The organism is Veillonella sp. S13054-11 (genome assembly GCF_002959795.1).
GTDB lineage: Bacteria > Bacillota > Negativicutes > Veillonellales > Veillonellaceae > Veillonella > Veillonella parvula_E.
Genome location: NZ_PPCY01000006.1, coordinates 48,738 through 69,892, shown reverse-complemented (window position 1 = coordinate 69,892; position 21,155 = coordinate 48,738). Strand labels below are relative to the sequence as shown.

At 38.7% G+C, this 21,155-nt stretch carries 15 protein-coding genes; all 15 read right to left on the bottom strand.

The features are described 5' to 3' along the window. Positions 1–5 precede the first annotated feature (5 nt). Positions 6–1,037: a UDP-3-O-(3-hydroxymyristoyl)glucosamine N-acyltransferase gene (gene lpxD, locus VPHSUH08_RS06730; RefSeq protein WP_024061013.1), complete on the bottom strand. Its 1,032-nt coding sequence runs from the start codon at positions 1,035–1,037 to the stop codon at positions 6–8. A 31-nt stretch (positions 1,038–1,068) separates the two neighbouring features. Further along, positions 1,069–1,596 carry an OmpH family outer membrane protein gene (locus tag VPHSUH08_RS06725; protein WP_105087054.1) on the bottom strand — a complete coding sequence of 176 codons (528 nt, stop codon included), beginning with the start codon at positions 1,594–1,596 and terminating at the stop codon, positions 1,069–1,071. A gap of 11 nt (positions 1,597–1,607) precedes the next feature. Continuing rightward, entirely contained in the window at positions 1,608–2,579 is a 972-nt protein-coding gene (locus tag VPHSUH08_RS06720) for an outer membrane chaperone Skp (OmpH) (protein ID WP_021147878.1), read from the bottom strand. Positions 2,580–2,608: 29 nt separating this feature from the next. Further along, entirely contained in the window at positions 2,609–3,097 is a 489-nt protein-coding gene (locus VPHSUH08_RS06715; protein WP_004695463.1) for an OmpH family outer membrane protein, read from the bottom strand. Between the two features lie 106 nt (positions 3,098–3,203). Further along, a complete protein-coding gene (locus tag VPHSUH08_RS06710; protein WP_004695462.1) occupies positions 3,204–5,372 on the bottom strand; it encodes an outer membrane protein assembly factor in 2,169 nt (722 codons plus the stop codon). A gap of 176 nt (positions 5,373–5,548) precedes the next feature. After that, positions 5,549–9,838 (bottom strand): translocation/assembly module TamB domain-containing protein, encoded by a 4,290-nt coding sequence (locus VPHSUH08_RS06705; RefSeq protein ID WP_105087053.1) that lies wholly within the window; start codon positions 9,836–9,838, stop codon positions 5,549–5,551. A 292-nt stretch (positions 9,839–10,130) separates the two neighbouring features. Beyond that, positions 10,131–11,591 (bottom strand): TolC family protein, encoded by a 1,461-nt coding sequence (locus VPHSUH08_RS06700; RefSeq protein ID WP_105087052.1) that lies wholly within the window; start codon positions 11,589–11,591, stop codon positions 10,131–10,133. A 42-nt stretch (positions 11,592–11,633) separates the two neighbouring features. Next, complete coding sequence (locus tag VPHSUH08_RS06695) at positions 11,634–12,893, bottom strand: MlaD family protein (RefSeq protein ID WP_004695456.1); 1,260 nt, start codon at positions 12,891–12,893, stop codon at positions 11,634–11,636. Next, positions 12,893–13,651: an ABC transporter ATP-binding protein gene (locus VPHSUH08_RS06690; RefSeq protein WP_004695454.1), complete on the bottom strand. Its 759-nt coding sequence runs from the start codon at positions 13,649–13,651 to the stop codon at positions 12,893–12,895. The genes VPHSUH08_RS06695 and VPHSUH08_RS06690 overlap by 1 nt, the downstream gene beginning before the upstream one ends. 21 nt (positions 13,652–13,672) lie before the next feature. Further along, positions 13,673–14,434 (bottom strand): ABC transporter permease, encoded by a 762-nt coding sequence (locus VPHSUH08_RS06685; protein ID WP_004695453.1) that lies wholly within the window; start codon positions 14,432–14,434, stop codon positions 13,673–13,675. 30 nt (positions 14,435–14,464) lie between these two features. Continuing rightward, positions 14,465–16,447, bottom strand: a complete 1,983-nt coding sequence (locus VPHSUH08_RS06680; protein ID WP_004695451.1) for a SpoIVB peptidase S55 domain-containing protein — start codon at positions 16,445–16,447, stop codon at positions 14,465–14,467. A gap of 12 nt (positions 16,448–16,459) precedes the next feature. Next, a complete protein-coding gene (locus tag VPHSUH08_RS06675) occupies positions 16,460–16,744 on the bottom strand; it encodes a biotin/lipoyl-containing protein (RefSeq protein WP_004695449.1) in 285 nt (94 codons plus the stop codon). 88 nt (positions 16,745–16,832) lie between these two features. Next, on the bottom strand, positions 16,833–18,173 hold the full coding sequence (locus VPHSUH08_RS06670) for a phosphodiester glycosidase family protein (protein WP_105087051.1): 1,341 nt from the start codon (positions 18,171–18,173) through the stop codon (positions 16,833–16,835). 228 nt (positions 18,174–18,401) lie between these two features. Continuing rightward, positions 18,402–19,787 (bottom strand): rod shape-determining protein, encoded by a 1,386-nt coding sequence (locus VPHSUH08_RS06665; RefSeq protein ID WP_038125913.1) that lies wholly within the window; start codon positions 19,785–19,787, stop codon positions 18,402–18,404. Next, positions 19,768–21,033 (bottom strand): UDP-N-acetylglucosamine 1-carboxyvinyltransferase, encoded by a 1,266-nt coding sequence (gene murA / locus VPHSUH08_RS06660; protein WP_004695444.1) that lies wholly within the window; start codon positions 21,031–21,033, stop codon positions 19,768–19,770. The genes VPHSUH08_RS06665 and murA overlap by 20 nt, the downstream gene beginning before the upstream one ends. Positions 21,034–21,155 lie beyond the last annotated feature (122 nt).

Sequence of the window (21,155 nt, the reverse complement as noted above, 5' to 3'; positions counted from 1 at the left end):
GATTATTAGCTCTCCTTAAGCTGTGCTTTCAAAGCGTCAATTTCTTTTTGTAATTGTTTTACAGTTTTCACCATTTCTGGCAAACGATTCTCGTAAGCAGCCAATTTTAGCCACTCTTTATGAGGTCTCATTGGATACCCAGCCATAACAGAATTAGAAGGCACATTGCCAGTAATTCCTGTTTTACCTGCAAATTGTACATTATCTCCAATTGTAATATGACCTGTACAGCCTGTTTGTCCTGCAAAGATTACATGGTTACCACATTTTGTACTACCTGCAATCCCAACCTGTGCGATTAAGAAACAATCTTCTCCAATCTCAACATTGTGGCCAAGGTGAACAAGATTGTCAATTTTGGTACCGCGGCGTACCAAGGTAGATCCCATTGTAGCATTGTCGATAGTAGTGCAAGAGCCAATTTCTACATCATCTTCAAGAATAACATTGCCTACTTGAGGAATATGCGTATGAATACCATTTTCTGTGGCAAAACCAAAACCTTCACCACCGATAACTGCTTTAGCACGCAATACAACGCGTTTACCCAAAATACAGTTCTCATGTACGATAGCACCCGCATAGATGTCAGAATCTTCCCCAATTCGTACATTATGACCAATATATACATAAGGTCGAATCGTTACATTATCACCGATAACAGCATTATCATTAATAACACAATAGGCACCAATAGCTACATTTTTACCAAGTGTAACATTCTTGCCAATAATAGCAGTACTATGCACTTCACGGGGAACTACAACAGGTGGATGGAATACTTCTAGCACTTGGGCAAATGCAGATTTTGCATTATCAACTACGATTTGCGCCATCGGTGCATTTTTTACTTCTGATTCAACGATAACAGCACCCGCTTGGCATAACGCAATATGTTCAACATATTCACCAATTGCAAAAGTTATGGATTGTTTTACCGCTTGTTCAAAGCTACGTGTCTCAGTAATGACAATAGACTCATCCCCTATAAGTTGACCGCTTACTAAATTTGCGAGTTCCTGTAAAGTTTTTTCCAAGGCAAACTCCTCCCCCTGTGGTAATCCTCAATTATTGTGCAGCTTCAGTTGTACTTGTTGTAGCTTGATCTGCTTGCTGTGCATTTTGCTGAGCATCTTGTTGCTCTTGGGCTTTAGCCGCATTTTCAACTTCTTTGATTTGATCGTCAGAAGCTTTACCCATTTTTGTGATCAAATCATCGGTTACATCAGAGCCACCACCAACAACAGCGCCTTTTTCAATAATAACATCAAGTTTTTTTTCTTTCACAAGTTCATTGATTTTTTGTTCTTGATATTGACGGTATTCTTGTGCTTTTGCATTTGCAAAGGCATTTAATTCTTGATTCGCTTGGTTAAATACATTTTGTTTAGATGCTTCATCAGCAGCAGCAATTTTAGCATCTAATTCCGCTTTTTTAGCGTTAATCTCTTTAGTAATTTCAATACCTTTTTCAGTACTATTTGCTACTTTCACGCTATCCACATAGCCAACATTGTTAGAACCACAACCACCTAAGATAGCCATAGAAGCTACTAAAGCTACACTTAATACTAAAGATTTAATACGTTTATTCATAATATAACTCCTTATTGAACTCGATAAGACGCCTTCACTGCATCAGTAATATCAAGCCCTTTAATATTACCACCATCATCGATGATGACTAAATCTAAATGTTGTTCCTCAGCAATAATTGTTACACGCATACGAACATCTTCTAAAATAGCCTCATGAAGTGCACTCACTTCAGCTTCTTTATCTGAAAGTTTTTTTGCCCATGTATCATTCCAATCTTGCGCCACAGGCAGATTATTATTAGCAATGATGGCTTGTGCTTGTTGTTGCACCATGGAGTCACGTTTCTCAGCTAATTCCTTCTGTAGGGATGCAGCGTATTGATTGAGCTCTTCCTGCCCTTTTTGTTGCATTGGAGCAAGCTCAGCCTGTACCTTTGCTTTAATTGAATCCACATCGAAATCCGACGGTTTTCTCTTAGCTAATAATTCTTTTAATCTTTCTTCTTTTTTAGCCTTTTCAGCCATAGCCGCCGCCCTTTGTGCATCATCTATATATACACGTGCATCATAGGCATATAAGTCTAATTGAAGGTTTACGATTTCCAGATCATATTCATTAGTACTAACCTTTAACTCAGCTAAATACTTTTGAGTCAATTCATTGCGCTTCGAATTTAATTGCTGATTTAGTTCATTTTCTTTTGTTGCAATACGAGTTTGCAATTCTACCGTAAGAGCATCTGACAAGGTTGAATCCAGTGCAAGTGTTTTCAACTGTTCATCTTGTGTCTCTGACTTGGCATTTAAGGCTTGTTGTTCAAGTTCATATTGACGTTGTAAAAGTTCCAGTTCATTCTTGGCTTGTTTATAATCCGCATAGGATGGATTAAACTCTAGTACATCATCAATGCGTACAACACCTATTGACATGCCATCAGGACCCTGTTGGCGATTTGTTACAAAACCATAGGCCCAAACCATAGCACTTATTGCAGCAACGAGAAATATGACTAGTCCTATATATCGTTGTTTCCCGTTCATTGTCGTTCTCCCTTACATAGAACTACAGTTTATTTTTTTGCATCAGTAGCTAGTTTTTTCAATACTTGATCTGTAATGTCAACACCGCCATATAGTACAGTATCTTTAGTCATAACAACGCTAAGACCCTTAGCATCACCAACCGCTTTTGCAGCCTCCATAGCTTTATCTTGAACGGATTTAGCAATTTCTTGATCTTTTTTAGCTAGGTTTTGACGCGCTTCTTCAGCGATTTTTTGTTTAGTAGCATCATCTTGTGCTGCATCAATTTTAGCTTGCGTTTCTTGTTGTAATTGGCTTTGATAGCTCATATACTCTTGAGCTGCAGAGATATAAATTGGATTATCTTGAGACAACATACGAGATGTATCGATAACCCCAATAGTACTAGTCCCACTATTACTACTAGGCGAAGCCATTTGCGTATAAGCTAACGCACCAATACCAACAATAAAAATTGCAGCAATGACGATGGAAAAAATCTTTACATTCGCCTTGTTGTTCATCATTCGCATCATAATAGAGTGCCCTCATTTCTTTAAATCACTGCATCAAAGGATGCCATATAGAGATATTGGTGAAAGCCTCTTTAAAAAGAGGCCTTCACCATATACATTTACTATATTAGAATTGTGTACCGAAGCTGAAGTGGAATTTATTTTTGTGTTTACCCACGCCATAGTCAAGTTTAACAGGACCAATTGGAGTTGTAATACGAACACCAGCACCAACGCCATAGTTAAAGGATTTTTTGCTGTTATACCATGTAACATTTGGTGCATCCCATGCATCACCAATATCACCGAATAACACACCACTAACTTTCTTAACAATTGGGAAACGGAATTCCAATGTAGCATTGTACATCTTCTTACCACGGAATTGATCATCTTCATAACCACGTAAGGAATCAGCTCCGCCCAATGTGAACAATTGGCTATAAGGAGCATCACCTTGGATGAAACCAGCACGTGCACGGAATGCCAATACATTTTTAGCACCCAATTTCTTGTACATACGAGTTTCAGCTGTGAATTTGTAGAAGTCGAAGTCACCGCCCAAACCATGACCAGCCCATTGTGTAGTATAGGAAATACGACGACCACGAGTTGGTTCATAGATATTATCGCGAGAATCGTATACTTTTTGCCATGTTACAGAGTTAATGCGACCGAAGTTATTTTTTACATAGTTGTCAGATGCGAAGTTATAGGAACCATTATCCCAGTTTGTACCTTTACCCGCATTTTTATCATAACGGAAACCAGAGCTATCATCATCATCCCATTTATAAGAATCTTTACGGGATTCTAATGTCAAGTAATCACGAGTATATTCCCCAGTTTGACGTCCGAACGAAATATTAAAGCCACGAGATTTCTTATTGTATTCTGCTACTTCATTACCATCTTCATTGTAATCTGTGTATTCATCTTCGCGGTTGAAGAAGGAGAAGCCAAGGGATGTACCTTTGCTATCGATCCAAGGTTTCAAGTAGGAGATTTGGTAGTTCTTATATTTTTTCTTACCACCGATTTCCCAGTGAACTTTAAATTTATCGCCAGTACCACGGAAGTTATCTTCACCGAATTCAACAATACCCATCAACCCATCAGATTTAGAGTAACCAGCACCTAATGTGATGGTACCAGTCTTATGTTCCAATACATCGATTTCAATAATTACATTATTTGGATCTTGTTCACCTGGCAACATACGAACGTTTACGTCATCAAAGAAACCTAAGTTATATACGCGTTCTACAGAACGACGTACCAAGAATTTATTAAAAGGTTTTCCTTTCTTTTGAACAAATTCACGAGTAATAACTTTATTGCGGGTTTTCTTGTTACCTGCTGGAATGATATCTTCTACGATACCTTCAACAATGTGTATATGAAGTACGCCTTGGTCATCTACACGGACACCATCAACGTGTGCTAACATATAGCCATCGCGAGCATATGCAGCATTAATACCTTGAACTTTTTGCCCTACGGATACAGAGTTAAGAACTTGACCTGGTTGAATGTCCATGAACTTAGTCAATACTTCGGAGGAATATACAGTATTACCTTCAAAGGAAACGCCAGTGGTAACTGGATTTACGGTTACAGCAAAGTCCAGTTTTACGCCTTCAGGCACGGAAGTGAATACAGGATTTACTTCGGAGAAGTACCCAGTATTACCAAGATTAGTTACATCTTTAAATACACCATCAACAGATACGGCATCGCCAACTTTTTCAGTTAAAATTGGCAATAAATTTGCTTGTTGTTCAGCTGTAACCCCAGATATAGACAAACCGGTAATCAATTTACCTACGTAAGGATTAACAGATTCTGCACTAGCAGATGTAACATATTGTGCTTCTACTGTTGTAACAGCTTGAGTTTGGCCATTTTCAGCAGCCTTATCAAGATCAGTACCACCAGTAGTTTTAGATACCATTTTTACTTGTTTATCATCAGTTTTTAAAGCAGCATTATTGACTGTAACAGTTCCATCAGAACCTTTTACTACAGTGCCGTCACTAGATATAGTCGTATCACCACGAGCAGCTAAGATAGCTGCATCAGTTTCATCTTGTATAGTTGTAGTAGTTGCATCAGCATTATAAACAGCTTGTGTAGTAGCTGCATCATTTGTTGTAGCAGCATTAGTCGTCGTTGTGCTATTTAAATCTGGAGTATAGCCAGCTTGTACCTCAGCAGCAAATACACTGCCTGTCCCCATGACAGCGGTCAACACGGACGCTGCAAGCATACTTTTATAAGCTTTTGGTTTAAACATAAATTCCTCCTAGAACTCATCCCCATAAAGAGTTTACATCTTATTTATAAAGACTAATAAATCTTTATCATTATAGCATAAATTGCTTGGAATGAGTACTATATTAAACAAATTTTATGAAATTAATATGACTAGAATGTGCATACCTAAGGGGTTTACACATTCTAGTCATACTCTTAAAAGCTACGTGTCCAACGACCACCTATATAATTGTTCCCTTTTGATGTATGCCATCCCGTGAACTTAAGGTTTCGTTTAACAGAATATTCTATACCATATTTATTTTGTTTGTTATTAATACCTTGAGAATAAGTCAACATGACTCTCGGTAATACATATTTACCGATTTCAATATTATAATTACTTGCCGTATCCCTATTAGTTGGCTCATCGGGATCAATTGACCCTGTTGTAATATTGATGCGGTCTAACCCAAGTGTATTTTGTAATGCATCTTGTACATAGCCAAAAGCAAACATTTGAAGCCCTGCTGTAGCCACAGCATTCACATCTTCATTTGTCAAAGTACTACTATTTGAATCTGCACCGCGGCCGAAGGTCAACATGGAAATGATTTGCTTTCTAGACAATGTAGGATTAGAGGACAATGATAAGTCCATATGATCCACTGTCCCTTTTACGCCAAGCATAATAGTGTAATTACTTACATTTGTTTCAGCCTCTAATTGTAAGTTTGGTAAATAAGAGCCACCTACGAAATGAGCATTCCCTTTTGTAATATTAAATACATGGCTCAAATACTTAAACGTGCCATTTCTAACATCGAATTGACCACTAGCAGTTGGATTTTGTAAGGATCCACCAAAATGAACATCGCCACTGATAAACATGTTGTATAAGGTGCGATCATATAAACGTACACCTTTACCCGCATGAACAGTAACATCCACCCCCATATCTTTGGTACTTTCACTAGATTGTAAGGAAAGAGGAATTTTGAATTGAATCTTTTCAAGATTTAAAGTACCAATAAGGGTCGGCAATCCATCTCGGTCAGCAATATAAAGTTCACCATTCAAAGGTCCTCTTACATATTCACTGCGAACCTCTAAGTCTTCTAGCTGAACTGCCGCCTTGTAATTAGTAAGAGTATGTCCAGACCAATTTACTTTAGCAGCCAAACCAGCTGAGCCTTTGCCCATATTAATACGGGATTGGAAATCACCTTGTTGACCAGAGAAAATTAAGTCACCATCAATACCAGTAATTTGATTTTCTACACTTGCCAATTTCATCGTACCATTACGTACCGATACAGTACCATATGCTTCAGGCTGATCAATAGTGCCTGTAATGTGAACCGTGCCTTTTAACGGACCTGTTGCCTCCTTAACACTAGTTGTAAGAAGAGGGATAACAGCCATATCTGCTTCGTTAAAATCAATAGTTACATCCATAGATTTGCTATCATTTGCTGGAATATACCCAGACGTAAAGATTGCCGCTAATGGAATCTTACCATAGACACTTAGCTTATACCCACTTTTGGCACCTTGAATTCGTTGAATCTGAATAACTTGATCTTGCATTGTAGCCAATACAAAACCTTCATCAATACCAACACCATTAAAGGACCCCGACTCTACAGCACCGGATAATTCTACTTTAGGATTCTTAGTTTCCCCAGTGATATTTACAACGCCAGTCACCCAACCAGTAGCTTGAATATCCTTACCCATAAGTGGCAAGAACGGTACTATATCAACATCCTTTAATGCAACCTGTAAGTCCGCTTGACCATCAAGATCCATCGTACCGCCTATTGCAATGAGACCTTCATCAACAGGCAGTTTCAAAGTTGTAACTTTGAATTTACGATTAGCAAGACTTGCATCGATAGTTGCATCACCAACAATCTTTTCATCAATACTTACATCATTAATCTTGCCTGTTACATTAACGCTTGGATTGTCGCGTGTACCTCCGATTTCAACAGAACCATTTAATTTGCCATCAATGTGTTCATTGGACCGGTCTAGCAAGGTTAGCAAATTCTTTACGCTACCATTAGTAACATCTAATACACCAAATAGTTGTCTACTATCATCAAACTTCATACCACCTTTAGCAGTGTAGCGACCACCATCGGCTTCAGCAAAGGTGAAATCTTGCACATTTACAACCGATTTATCTGCATAAACACGACCATGAATATCGTTCAATAATTCCCCATTAACTGATAAGGCATCGGATGAAATATAGCCATTGAATTGAGGGTTATCCACAGATCCAGTAATTTGTCCTCGACCAGATAGCAAACCATCAACTTTGTAATCCGTATTAATGAGCAATCTGCCCATATCAATTTTTTTGCCTTCAAAATCAATATTAATTGCTTCTTTAGATACTGTACCGCCACCTGTGATAGTTGCACCATAACCTTCAATATCAAATCTATAAAGCTCTAATGTATCATTCTGATAGTTATATTTTGCAAACGCATTGGTCACGAGTTTGCCATAAGCAGAACCATCCCACAAATGAGCACGACCTTCTATAATCGGATTTGCAGCCGTCCCTGTAATATGATTGTCTGTTTCAAACCAACCTGTAATAGGAACATCTGTAACAGTACGAATCACATTTTCAATACGAGCAGCCCGAGCCTTGGCATTTAGATCTAACACATCTGTATTAAGATTATACCAACCATTAACATCATAGCCCCCATCGCCATCACCAATATGTCCATTGGTGATAGTGAGAATATGGTTATCTAGCTTAATATCTCCATGGATATTATTGAATCGAGCCCCTTTATAATGTACCTCTTGACCCCATACAGTGCCCATTACATTTGGATTATCCAATGTACCTTGTATCGCAAAAGAGGTATTCAAGGTGCCATCAACCTCTTGACCAATAATAGGACTTAGTGCGGTCAATGGCAATGCATTACCGGAAATAGTGGCATCTATATTACCATTTTGGATATAGCCATATCCGCTTAGCGCCCCATCTCCTATAGTGCCTACAACGGTCATATTTGTACTATTATCAGCATGCGTAAAGTTAGCTTTTGCAGTATCAACTACAACACCGCGAATGCCTATTTGGCGACCTTCAACAGCGCCTACAACATCTGTAACTTGATTATTTTTTCCTAAGATACGCATCTCACCATCGATATTACCTGTAACCGGTGAGGTCATATCTTTTGTGAAAGTGCCTAAAGGTAAATTTTGAATCTTTATAGTAGTATCAAAATCCCCTGTATCAACCACATATTGGCCCTTAACCTTTGCACTACCTTCGCCTACTGATAGGCGCACATCATCCGTACGAACTAAACCGTTATCATATACAATATCACCTTGTAAACGATCAATATAGTAACCATTATAAGAAATACCATCACTAGCAATCGTTGCATCTACACGAGGAGCTACTGTCGTACCACCAATATGTGCACGCCCACCTACAATACCAGAAACACCGACGTCTGTTATCGCCTCTAAATCTACTTTATCGGCCACAACATTAAGATTTAAATACTCTTCATCTTTGCCTAGTGTAACTAAGCCATTGATCTTTGTTACTTGATCATTTACCCTCCAAGAACTACGACTAATAACGATTTGATCATTATTAAGCATAATGCGACCCGTGCCATCGGTAATATTATAAATTGTATTACCCCGTTTATAAGTGCCTGTTAAACCTTTAAAGCCTACATTACCACTCATAATGTATTTGCCATCTTCACTTTTAAGATTTAAATGTAAATCTTGTAACTTACCACTCGTTACAGATAGATCCTTACGAAGTGGAACAAAACTCATAATACCAGCAGTATCAATTTCATCAGCTTGTACAAAGAGATCAAAATTAGATACATTGTTCATATCAATTTTGCCATTCAAGGTAATTGCGGAACCATCTACATCAGCAGTAAAGGCACCTTTAGACATGCCACTCATATCAAGCGCCATAGTCCCATCAAGATTTTCTACATTCCTCTTTATTCCATCTTTAGTACGTAGCGCTACGCGACCATCATTAATAGTCACAGAGCCATCAAAAGTACCCGACTTATTTGGATCGGATGGTTTTACTAACTTAGTTATACTCCACGACCCATCAGCTAGTTGCCATATATGAAAATCTGGCGCCTCAACGATTACACTAGAAATAGCCGTAGCCCCTGATGTGTTGCCACCGACAATCTTCGGCAAAGAAGATAATTTAACTCCTACAGCTACCTCTTGAGCAGTTCCAACTAAATGACCATCTCTATCTTTAATAATCACATCTGTTAGAACAACATCACCATTCCAATTAATTCGGAGAGAATCATAGTCTATAGATCCGTTTATGACATTATTTACTTGTTCTTTAACCATAGGTGCAATGTAAATTTGAGCCATAGGATTGATGCTGGCACCAACAATACCAGACAAACCTAAAATCGCTGCACCGATAAGGAGCCACTTTTTACGGGTCATAATGATACTCCCATACACATTATGAATAATATAAATATATATACTAATCTTACCACAGACACAGTAATAACTATAGTATTTTCAGGGTAAATTTTATAAAACTAATATATTTTCTCAGAAATCAGTTTCTAGAATAAATACATATTTAATTTTATTAACCACTACATAAACATAAACTTTGCGACACTACATGAAATATACATATAAAATATAACCCTATCAAGAGCACTCATTGTCTATACTGTCCACTACAAGAAAAAAGACGACCGAAGTCGTCTTTTTAAGGATCATATTATTGATTGCCGCCTAGTTTTGCCAATTGTTCAACAGCGCCACTATTAGCGATAACTTCAGCCCCTTGACCTACAGGTGTAGACAATGGAACGCCTGTTAATTGTTCAAGAGCCGCAATGCTAATATTGTAATTGTAAAGAGCTTCTACATAGTTATTACGAGCTGTTGTCAACTTAGTTTCTGCATCAAGTACATCAAGGTTCGTACCAACACCTGCACGGTAACGAAGCGTAGCAATACGGAAACTTTCTTGACCTTGTGCGACTGCAGTTTGTGTACTTTGGATTGTTTGTTCAGCAGCTCGTAAATTCAAGTATGCTTTTTGTACAGCTAACAATACAGCATCAACAGTGGCCAAGTTAGCTTCTTTTGCTTGTTCAAGTTGTGCATTTGCTTTTTTAATAGCATTTTGTGTTGCACCACCATCCCATAAGTTCCAAGTAGCACTAGCACCAACACTCCAGGACTTTGTACTTGTACCAAAGTAACCATCTGGATCACCATAGCCACGACCAGCTTTTACAGCAACCGTAGGCAAATAACCCGCCTTAGCAGATTTTACAGCTTCTTCCGCAGATTTTACATCAAGAGCTGATTTAACAAGAGCGGAACGATGAAGCATAGCATATGCTTTCGCTTGCTCCAAGGTTACATTATATGGTTTATATTGTAAATCATGCTCTGCTGTAGTAATAGCTGTTTGTGCAGGGTATGCAATAACTTGATTTAAGTTCGCCTCTGCTAAATTTGCAGCATTTTGCGCTTTTACAAGAGATGTTTGAGAATCATCAAGATTTGTTTTAGCTGCCAATACATCGGAGCTCGCCACTAAACCAACATTATACTGTGCCTCTACATTAGTTACATGACCTTGATAATCTTTAACAGCTTGTTGTGCTACATCTACCATATTACGGCTCATAATCAATGTATAATAACCGTTAAGAGCATCATATTTTGCTTGTTGTAAAGCCTCTTCATAGCTAGCACCAGTACCTTCACGAGTATAACGTGCAGAATCAATGCTTGCATCGAGTTGTGGATTGAATACAGGCGCACTAATGGAGAAGTTATGACTACCAGATTTGCCACTACCTGTGTCACCGCCCGTTTTTTGAACACTCCAACCATAACTAACACTTGGATTCTTACCAGCTGCTACTTGGCTTACTGCAGATTTAGCAGCTTCATAACCCCATTTAGTTTGCTTAGCTGTACGATTATTAGCTAATGCTAAATCAACCGTACGGGCTTCGTTTAAAGCTAATGTACGTTCATAGGTTTTACTGTCTAAAACAGATTTTTCTGCTAATTGCTTTTGTGTTAATTGAATAGCTTCTTTTTGATATTTGCTTAATTGGTCTCCGTTGTTAACGGATGTAGTTACTACATCAGCGGCGAATGCACCAGTAGTAACTAAAGAAAGCATTACACCTAAGGAAAGAACCTTTTTATTCATAATATGTACCTCCATACTCATATAGAGTAAATGTGTTAGTCATTAGAATACTTGTTTAATACCGAAATAGGTACCTCCATTCGTAGAACTGAACGGTCTGGTCATTTGAATAACGCCATAGGTATCTTTATGCAAACGTATATCACTACGAATACGATATTTACGATGATTAAGGTCATATAGCGCGGCTGATAAGGACACAGGACCACGGAAGTTATAATCCACCCCAAGACCCAATTCACTTTCAAAAATACCACCACGCACTAACCATTTAGAACTAATAAATCGACCTGCATTCAGATCAAAAGTAGTATCATCACCCATATTAGAAAGGCCAATTTCAGCCATTCCTTTATTGTTAAAGGCACGTACTCTACCATTGACACGGAATTCATTATCCGTTGTGTTATACAACAAATCTACAGATGGTTCAATCTTGGTAGATGACTTTTTTTCAGTCATACCAACCTCTACACTATTTCCATTTACATCCGTTTGGTACGCCTTTCCGCCCATCAGTTTATTGATGCGAGCTGAAATCTGTGCCGTATTATGTAAAGTCTCCTTAATATTTTCTTGTGCTTTAGGATCTGTTACAGTTGATTCCATGGTACGAGCCATATTATCTACACGATCAGTAGTTTGTTTTAAATTAGTTAAAATAGCACGCATATCATTGCCTGCATTACCATCAGCATTAAACTGTTGTGCTGCTTGATTTAGCTGAGCCGTTACATCCGCCATATTTTGTGTAATAGCTACCGCATTATCAGCCATCACAGCTGTAGATTGCAAAGAATATTTAAGTGCACTTTGAGTTGCAGGATCACCAATAATACTATTAATAGACTGTAGCATCTTCTCAGTACCATCCATTAATTTTTGTGCACTCTGCATGGCCTTATCCACAGCATCAACGCCTTCACCTTTAACGGAGTCACCATCTTGTAAATATACTTTAGACTGTCCTGGTGAAATTTGAATAAATTTATCACCTAAAAAACCATCTGACCCCAAGGAAAAGATTGAGTCACTTGGAATCTGCGTTTTTTCATCAAGTTTCATCTTAACCACAACGCCACGCGGTGTAATTTCAATATCAGAAACAGTCCCGATGGCCACGCCGGAAAATTTAACCTGATTCCCATTTTTTAGGCCATTTACTTGAGTGAAATCACCTGTAATTGTCATTTGCGGTTTAGCCCAAATATCGATACGGCCTACAAATAGTATGCCTGCAATAAATAGAACTATACCTATTATTGTAAAAGCCCCTACCTTGGCCTCCGTCGTCCACTTCATTATATATCTCCCATCGCAGATTCGTTAATCGGCTCTGCTTCACCATGAATAAATTGTTGTACCTTCTTATTTGTAGAATTCTTAAATTCTATTGTATCAGAAATTTCTACAAAATGCCCCTGATCGAGTAAAGCTATGCGGTCAGCAACATAAAATGCTGACTGCATATCATGTGTTACCACGATAGAAGTACAACCAAGCCGATTCTGCATCCCCTTAATTAGCATACTAATCGTACCTGATGTAATAGGATCTAACCCTGATGAAGGTTCATCATAAAGAATTAAACTCGGATCTAGTGCTATAGCACGAGCTAAGCTAACCCGCTTTTTCATACCACCAGACAACTCATTAGGCATATAGGACTCATATCCCTTTAAACCAACCCAATCAAGTCTTTCTGCCACAATGCGTTTGATTTCGTCATCCTTTAACTTCGTATGTTGACGCAAACCAAAAGCTACGTTCTCACCTACCGACATAGAATCAAACAAAGCTGAATATTGGAATACCATCCCCATTTTTCTTCGTACCGTATTAAATTCATCTTCAGATAATGTAGTTATATCTGTGCCATCTACGATAATCTGCCCTGATGTAGGACGTTGTAAACCTATTAATAAGCGAAGTAATGTACTTTTACCACTACCACTGCCGCCTAATATAACTAACGTCTCCCCATCATTAATAGTGAGATTAACAGAGTCTAAAATCACACGTGACTCGTAGGCAACTACAACATTGCGTAGTTCAATCATAAATCCCTCTAAAAATATCCACTAAAATAACAATGTAGATAAAAAGTAATTTAATACAAATACTAGAATAATACTAGTTACTACAGAACTAGTAGTGGAAAAACCAACAGCTTCTGCGCCCATTTTAGTTTCCATGCCCTTATAAGCACCTACCAATGCAATGACAGCACCAAACACACTAGACTTTATAAGTCCTAAGGTGAAATCTGAAATGGTAGAAAACATTTGAATAGAGTCTAAATATGTACTAGGCGCCAAACCCTTGATAACAGTGGCTACAAAGTAACCACCGGCAATACCGATAACAACACCATAAAATGCCAAAATTGGCACCATAATCATACACGCTACTACACGTGGTACCACGAGGTAACCAACAGGATCAACAGCCATAACACGTAGGGCATCAATTTGTTCTGTTACCTTCATTGTACCAATTTCAGCCGTGATAGCTGCGCCAACACGGCCGGCTAATACTACACCAACTAAGATAGGACCCAATTCACGGCCCATAGCTACAGCCATAAGGCCACCTACTGTACTTTGAGCACCATAGGTAATTAGTACATCTGTAATCTGTAAGGTCATAACGGCACCAGCAAAGAGTAGAGTTAAGCTAATAATAGGCAAGGAGTCTACCCCTAAGTGAGCCATCTGTTGAAATACATGCCACAGATTAATCATTTTTAATTGTTTTATTGTTTGCCACACTAATAATGTAGCACTACCCATCTGCGATAAGCCGTTTATGACGACTCGACCTATCGATTCTAGCCAACTCAACAGTCTATCCCTTTCCCTTACAGTTTCAACTTATTCAGCTGTATTTGTTCCACCAGCATTAGCCTCATCTTTTTTATTGGTTTCTTTCGACTCTTTTTTAGAATCCTTTTTAGACTCAGCTTTATCCGTTTTATCTTTTTTAGATTGATCTTCCAATTCTAACTTGCGTTCCATCTTAATCTGATGTTTCGCTTCTTTGACACGTTTTGCTAATTCTTTATCCCGATCAGCAGGCTTCATTACATGAATCGTAAATTGACCATCACCTTGCACAATGTACTCAGTATCAACAGCAGTCTTTTCAGGTTTCTTTTCATCATCCTTACTAGAACTCAAATCTTCTTGACCTGTTTTTTTCTTTACATCCCCTGGCATAGGTTTTGATTCCACATCTTTAAGCTTAGCCTTTTTAACAGATTGAGAGCCATCTTCATCAACTAAGCTGATACCATCTTCCAAAAATTCTACAACGATTTGATTATTTGTATCTGTCTTTTGAATTTCATCATAAAGCTCATCAAAATCTTTATGAACTTTCAAACGGCGTAAAATTTCATCTGTTAAATTATATTTCTGTTTTTCCAATACGTATGGTAATGGAATCTCGCCACCGCCACGCACCTCTAAGGTATACTTACCAATAGCTTGATCTTCAGGTACCTTAAAGAAAATTTGTTTAATAACCTTTTCACCGCGGAACGGCTCTAATGTTACATCTACTACGATAGTATCCCCAGGAGAAACTACAGTAGACGAAGCAGAAGCATCGATAAGCTTTGCTGTTTTCTTATCTTGCGTTACGTTTGTTTCAACCGAAATATCCGAAATTTCATAGTTGATGAATCGATTGTTCATAAGAACATCAATGACATTATAAAATTCATCAACTGCTTTTTCACTAATAGAATCAGAGCTGTAGAACATATTTGTCCGCGTTAATGGCTTATGTTCTTTCCCTTTTGGCGTAATAGTATAAGAAATTGTAGCCGTACCAGAGCCACTGCGATCCAATGTTTTATTCAACATATTGTATAAGGCTGTAGCTGCTAAAGTTGGTGTCATTTCACCATCTTCAATAACCTTGACGGAACTAGTTCTATCACGGCCCATATCAATATCCTTTAAATGGAATCGCAATGGAATACCTGGCGAAATCACGCCTGATACACCTGCAATACCGGCACCTCTATCTTCGGTAACAGAGCCAATCTCTTTACCCATAGAGCCAAGCTTAAAGGCAGCATTATAGCTTTTTACAACGGTAAAGATACTTGCATTGTGCATAAAATAGTTAGAAGAACCATGTTTTAAGAATGGATGACCAAAGGCAACAACCTTTTCACCATCTACATGAGTAACAGTACCAATAGCGCCCAATTTAAGGTCACCATCAACTAGCAAAGCCGCTACTGAGCCACCAGCTTCTAAAGGTTTTGCAATTTCATCACCACTAGCACTTGCGGTGTCATATGTTTCATATTTATATTGTGGTAACTTCGATTTAAAGTATTCCATTGATGCCGCATCGAAGCCATATGCCATAAGTGGAGTACCTAAAGGAATCAATTGTGTATCATCCCAAGGTTTAGATAAGTTTTTCTCATATGGTATATTCCATAGTTTGACCATATCCTCAATAGGAGTAATCATACCTATCGTACCATCCGCAAACCCCCAGCCATAAGCAACAGCCCCAACGAGTTTACCATTTATATATACAGGGCTACCACTCATACCATGCGCAATGCCACCAGTTTGATCCATAACGGGGCCGGAAAACTTGGCTAAAATAAGATGACCAGATGGTCCCTTATCCTTCATGACACCCAGTACCTTTACATCAAAGGTGGAAATAGTATCCCCTACGATTACAGTTTTTGCAATACCTTCCATACCTGTTGTTACATCATTGACAGGCATAAAATCAATAGCCTGTGCAGTTGTAAGTGAAGTACAGAAGAAAAGCGCCAGTATCGCTTTTCTATACCGACGCCAAGAATGAGAAAACTTCATTCCTTCTCTCCTTTATTTACTTTCTACAGTGACAACGATTTGATCACGAGAAACGTCTGAACCCACTGTAACATTAACCGCCGTTACAGTACCAGTTACAGTAGATTTAGCAGCAGCCATAGGACCAGCCAATGTCTCTACAGTCACCAATGTTTGGCCTTCTGTTACAGAAGTACCAACAGAAACTGTAGAAGCAACTTTACCTGTTAATACACTTTGGTATGATACAGGGGCCGCCATTACAGAGCTAACACTTAAAATACCTAATGCAGCTAAAGCTAACACTACTCTTTTCATAACGATCCCTCCTTTTACAAAATTAGTTATGTATTTATAGTATACTAAATTATTAGTAATATTTCAAACAAAATTGTATGCAACGAATCTATTTTATGATTACTATATCCTCATAACTCATAGGTGCAGAAGATTTGTGTACATAATCATCATTGATAACTATATCAATGCTACCTTGATTTGATAATTCAGCGCCATCAACAACACCTAATTTAGACAATAACTGAGCTCCTTCTTTTTGAGTCACACCTACAGATTGAAGTTCGGATTTATCAACTGTTAGCACAACTAAATCATGTTCCTTTGTGGTTCCAATGAAACTACGACCTTTGTTATTAGATTCATCAGCTCCTACATAGCGACCGCCTTTCATCACCATAGTGCCCACTTCTAAACTAGCCCCACCGGTAGTACTAACTTGAGCAAGTTCTTCTCTATTTTGAATCGTAATAGGTGTTCCAACTTTTATTTTACGTAAAGCATTTCCAGATTCGCCATGACCAGACAATACATATTGGTTTTCCCCAATTTTAGAATTTCCCTTTTGTTTACTAATAACCTTGCCATTAGCTACAGTCACTTCATAACCATATTCATTGGTCTTTGTAGAAGGACCATAAGTTGACGTATAAAGGGTCAAGGCATTCTCTTTACGAACCGTATCAACGGAGGTGATTACAAAACTCTCATTCTTCGTTTTAGCTTGAAGTAAAGGTTTTTTCTCTTCTATAAAGTATCCTCTATTAGGCGTATATCGTAACGTACCACGATTAGAAATACGCTCTAAATCAATGGCTCCATCACTTGCCACTGAGTAAGGTCGTTCAAAACTGCCCCCTTTTACCTTTGCTCCAATGATAGCTGTATGAGCTTGAGTAACAGAAGATAATGGTTTACCTTCTGGAACATGCGCCACCACCATAGGTGAATCATTATCTACGGTCAATGCAAAGGCTTGAATTTTCCCTTCAGCTACGGTGTTATTAATTTTGCTATACGTTACAGATTTATTTACATCTTTTGTAGTCTGTTGCGCATAGCCAGAAAATAAATCCACTACTATACGCGAAGGCTTTTCTAATGCAAACTCATGATGTTGTACATCCTTATTCGCTGTTAATGTTACTCGTAAGGCCCCATTAACCGGTTGTAAGCCAATGCCTTTAAGAACTCCCGTTTTTTTATCATTTTGTGATATGGGGCCAGTTAAACCATTTGTAGTACCCCCTAAGTTCAATGTAAGAGCATGTGTTTCTTCATTATAGGATTGAGTCCAAGATACAGGCATTTCAGATACATCTAAAACAATTCGGCTTGTACCTTCATGATTAGATACGCGCACCCCTGTTAAATTACCGGCCTCAGCATGAGGAACGGTACTACCCAGTAGACCTAAAACAGCAAAAGTCATATACAGATATCGTTTCATCTTTAATTCCTCTATAGCTACAAACCATAATAATGGCCTTATATCATTACATCAATTTTACGCAATATACTTTTACTATAGTATACAGCATAAAGATGAAAAATTCAAAAAAATAAACGAAAAACGAGGTTACAGTCTAAAGATACTCCATACATAAAATAGAATAACTGTAGACCATAACCTCGTCAATTTAAGCTTACATCATCATGGTATATTATTGTAACTATATTATTGTAACTCATCTAATGTATCACGAAGCTGTGACATTTCATCTAAAGCCTTTGCAACACCTTTAATTACTGCATATCTTGGAGATTCTACAAGGTATGCCGCGATTCCAATAGAACGTGTGATAACACGGTCTAATCCATCGATGAGCGCGCCACCACCAGTAAGAATGATACCATGATCATTGATAGCGGCCACAAGTTCTGGTGGAGTTTTTTCTAGAATGGACTTAACGCCTTCCAAAACATTCATCACTTGTGCTTCTAGAGCACGTTGAATCTCTAAAGAATTCACCGCAACCATCTTTGGTAATCCAGAACTTGCATCTCGTCCTCGTACCTCAATCGTACGCTCCTTTGCACGACGATCCACAGTCCCTACAGAAATTTTAATTTTCTCTGCCGTTAGCGGACCAATAACGAGGCGCTTCTTACGGCGGATATAACGGATAATAGATTCGTTAAAAGAATCTCCACCGATGCGAAGTGATTCACTTACAACCACACCCGTATCACAAAGAACGGCAATATCCGTAGTGCCACCGCCAACATCGACAACCATCGCCCCTACGTGCTTAGCATCATTGAGACCAGTCCCCATAGCAGCAGCCAATGGCTCTTCAATAAGGACTGTCTTTTTTGCACCGGTTCTGAGTAAGGCCTCTAAAATGGCGCGTTTCTCTACAGGTGTAATGCCTGATGGCACACATACGATAATACGCGTCTTCATCAATCTAGAAGCAGGTACAACGGAGCGAATAAAGTACTTCAACATGAATTCTGTCATATCATAATCTGCAATAACGCCCGCTTGAACTGGACGGATGACGGAAATCCCTTTTGGAGTACGGCCTACCATAGAACGTGCAGCCTCACCTAAAGCAAGAATATCACCGGTTTTATCATCCCGTGCAATATACGCAGGTTCATCTAATACCAAGCCTTTACCCTTCGCAAAAATGAGGATATTTGCAGTCCCTAAATCAATTCCCAAATCGAAGTTTAAGGATCGATTCAAACGACTCATAAAATCTCCAACTTGCTCAGGTCGAACTAAACGTTTTAATGTCATGGCTGGCGTTGTTTTAGCAATCGCTACAGTCTCACGACTACGTCGTTCAGCACGGCGCATTTTTGTAACTTTAATCATGGTCTCGCGCATATTGGAGGCCAAATGATTAGCTTGCTTTGCCACGCCATTTGAAAGCTTAGTAGACTTACGTTTTGTCCTTCTCAATGGTTTACGTGTAGTACTCGCTTTCGAATTCTCAACCTTTGCAGCACCTAAGTTCTGTTGCTCGTTGTATAAAGCCGGCCCTTTAGAGCGCCGGCTTCTTTTCTTTTTATTTTGTTTTGGCTGTGTACTCTTATTCGTCAACCCGAACAATATCAGCACCTAACCTTTGCAATTTACCTACAAAATCATCATAACCTCGGTCAATATGATGTAAACGACCGACTTCTGTTCTACCTTCCGCAGTCAATGCAGCGCATACCAGCGCCGCTCCAGCACGCAGGTCAGTAGCATTCACTATAGCCCCGTGTAAGCTTGGCATACCTTCGACAATAGCTTGACGATTATCGATGTCAATATGCGCCCCCATTTTACGAAGTTCAGCAACATGCATAAAACGATTTTCAAATACAGTTTCTGTTACTGTACTAGTGCCTTCCGCAATCGTGGTAAGAGCCATGAATTGAGCTTGCATATCTGTTGGGAATCCAGGGTATGGCAAGGTTTTAATATCGACAGCTTTAATGCCTTTACCACTACTGATAACGCGAATGCCGTCGATTTCTTCCTCTACTGTTACACCAGCTTCCTTTAATTTAGCCACTACTGGTTTTAGATGTTCTGGCAATGCATTTTCTACGAATACATCACCACCTGCCATAGCAGCAGCGATTAAATATGTACCAGCTTCAATGCGATCAGGAATAACTGTATGAATAGCACCGTGTAATTGAGGTACACCTTCAATACGAATCACATTTGTACCAGCTCCGCGAATATTAGCCCCCATAGCATTTAAGAATGTAGCTAAATCAACAATTTCAGGCTCTTCTGCAGCATTTTCGATAACGGTTTTACCTTCCGCCATAGAAGCAGCCATAATTACATTCTCTGTAGCCCCCACACTTGGGAAATCCAAATAAATTTGAGTCCCTTTAAGTCCTTCCGGAGCATGAGCATATACATAATCTTCAGTAATTTCAATTTTTGCACCTAATGCTTCAAATGCTTTTAAATGAAGATCAATGGGACGTGCACCGATAGCACATCCACCAGGCATTGAGATTTTAGCCTCCCCTTTACGAGCCAAAAGTGGACCCATGACAAGAAAGGATGCACGCATTTTACGCACAAGTTCATAAGGAGCTTCCGTAGCAGTCAATGTAGAAGCATCGAAAACAATTTCACCATCTGCATTATTACGAGTGATTTTAACCCCCAAAGACTCGATAACTTGGCAAATCGTGCCTACATCTTCTAAATTTGGAATTTCAAGCAATTTACTAGGCGTTGATGCTAGCAAAGTACCGGCAATAATAGGGAGTACTGCATTTTTAGCACTACTAACACGTACACGTCCTTCCAATCGATTGCCACCTTGAATGATTAACTTTTCCAACAGAATTCCTCCTACACTTTATATCGTTCATCTTGTATAAGCTACAAGACCTTGTATTTATAACGTCATATACTAAATGTTATTATACTATTTTTCGATATATCTCATCAAGAGAATGAGAG

What these genes read in the sequence shown, in the direction of transcription:
- VPHSUH08_RS06725 (WP_105087054.1), bottom strand. Translation starts at nt 1,596, where the DNA reads ATGAATAAACGTATTAAATCTTTAGTATTAAGTGTAGCTTTAGTAGCT.
- VPHSUH08_RS06720 (WP_021147878.1), bottom strand. Translation starts at nt 2,579, where the DNA reads ATGAACGGGAAACAACGATATATAGGACTAGTCATATTTCTCGTTGCT.
- VPHSUH08_RS06715 (WP_004695463.1), bottom strand. Translation starts at nt 3,097, where the DNA reads ATGATGCGAATGATGAACAACAAGGCGAATGTAAAGATTTTTTCCATC.
- VPHSUH08_RS06710 (WP_004695462.1), bottom strand. Translation starts at nt 5,372, where the DNA reads ATGTTTAAACCAAAAGCTTATAAAAGTATGCTTGCAGCGTCCGTGTTG.
- VPHSUH08_RS06705 (WP_105087053.1), bottom strand. Translation starts at nt 9,838, where the DNA reads ATGACCCGTAAAAAGTGGCTCCTTATCGGTGCAGCGATTTTAGGTTTG.
- VPHSUH08_RS06700 (WP_105087052.1), bottom strand. Translation starts at nt 11,591, where the DNA reads ATGAATAAAAAGGTTCTTTCCTTAGGTGTAATGCTTTCTTTAGTTACT.
- VPHSUH08_RS06695 (WP_004695456.1), bottom strand. Translation starts at nt 12,893, where the DNA reads ATGAAGTGGACGACGGAGGCCAAGGTAGGGGCTTTTACAATAATAGGT.
- VPHSUH08_RS06690 (WP_004695454.1), bottom strand. Translation starts at nt 13,651, where the DNA reads ATGATTGAACTACGCAATGTTGTAGTTGCCTACGAGTCACGTGTGATT.
- VPHSUH08_RS06680 (WP_004695451.1), bottom strand. Translation starts at nt 16,447, where the DNA reads ATGAAGTTTTCTCATTCTTGGCGTCGGTATAGAAAAGCGATACTGGCG.
- VPHSUH08_RS06675 (WP_004695449.1), bottom strand. Translation starts at nt 16,744, where the DNA reads ATGAAAAGAGTAGTGTTAGCTTTAGCTGCATTAGGTATTTTAAGTGTT.
- VPHSUH08_RS06670 (WP_105087051.1), bottom strand. Translation starts at nt 18,173, where the DNA reads ATGAAACGATATCTGTATATGACTTTTGCTGTTTTAGGTCTACTGGGT.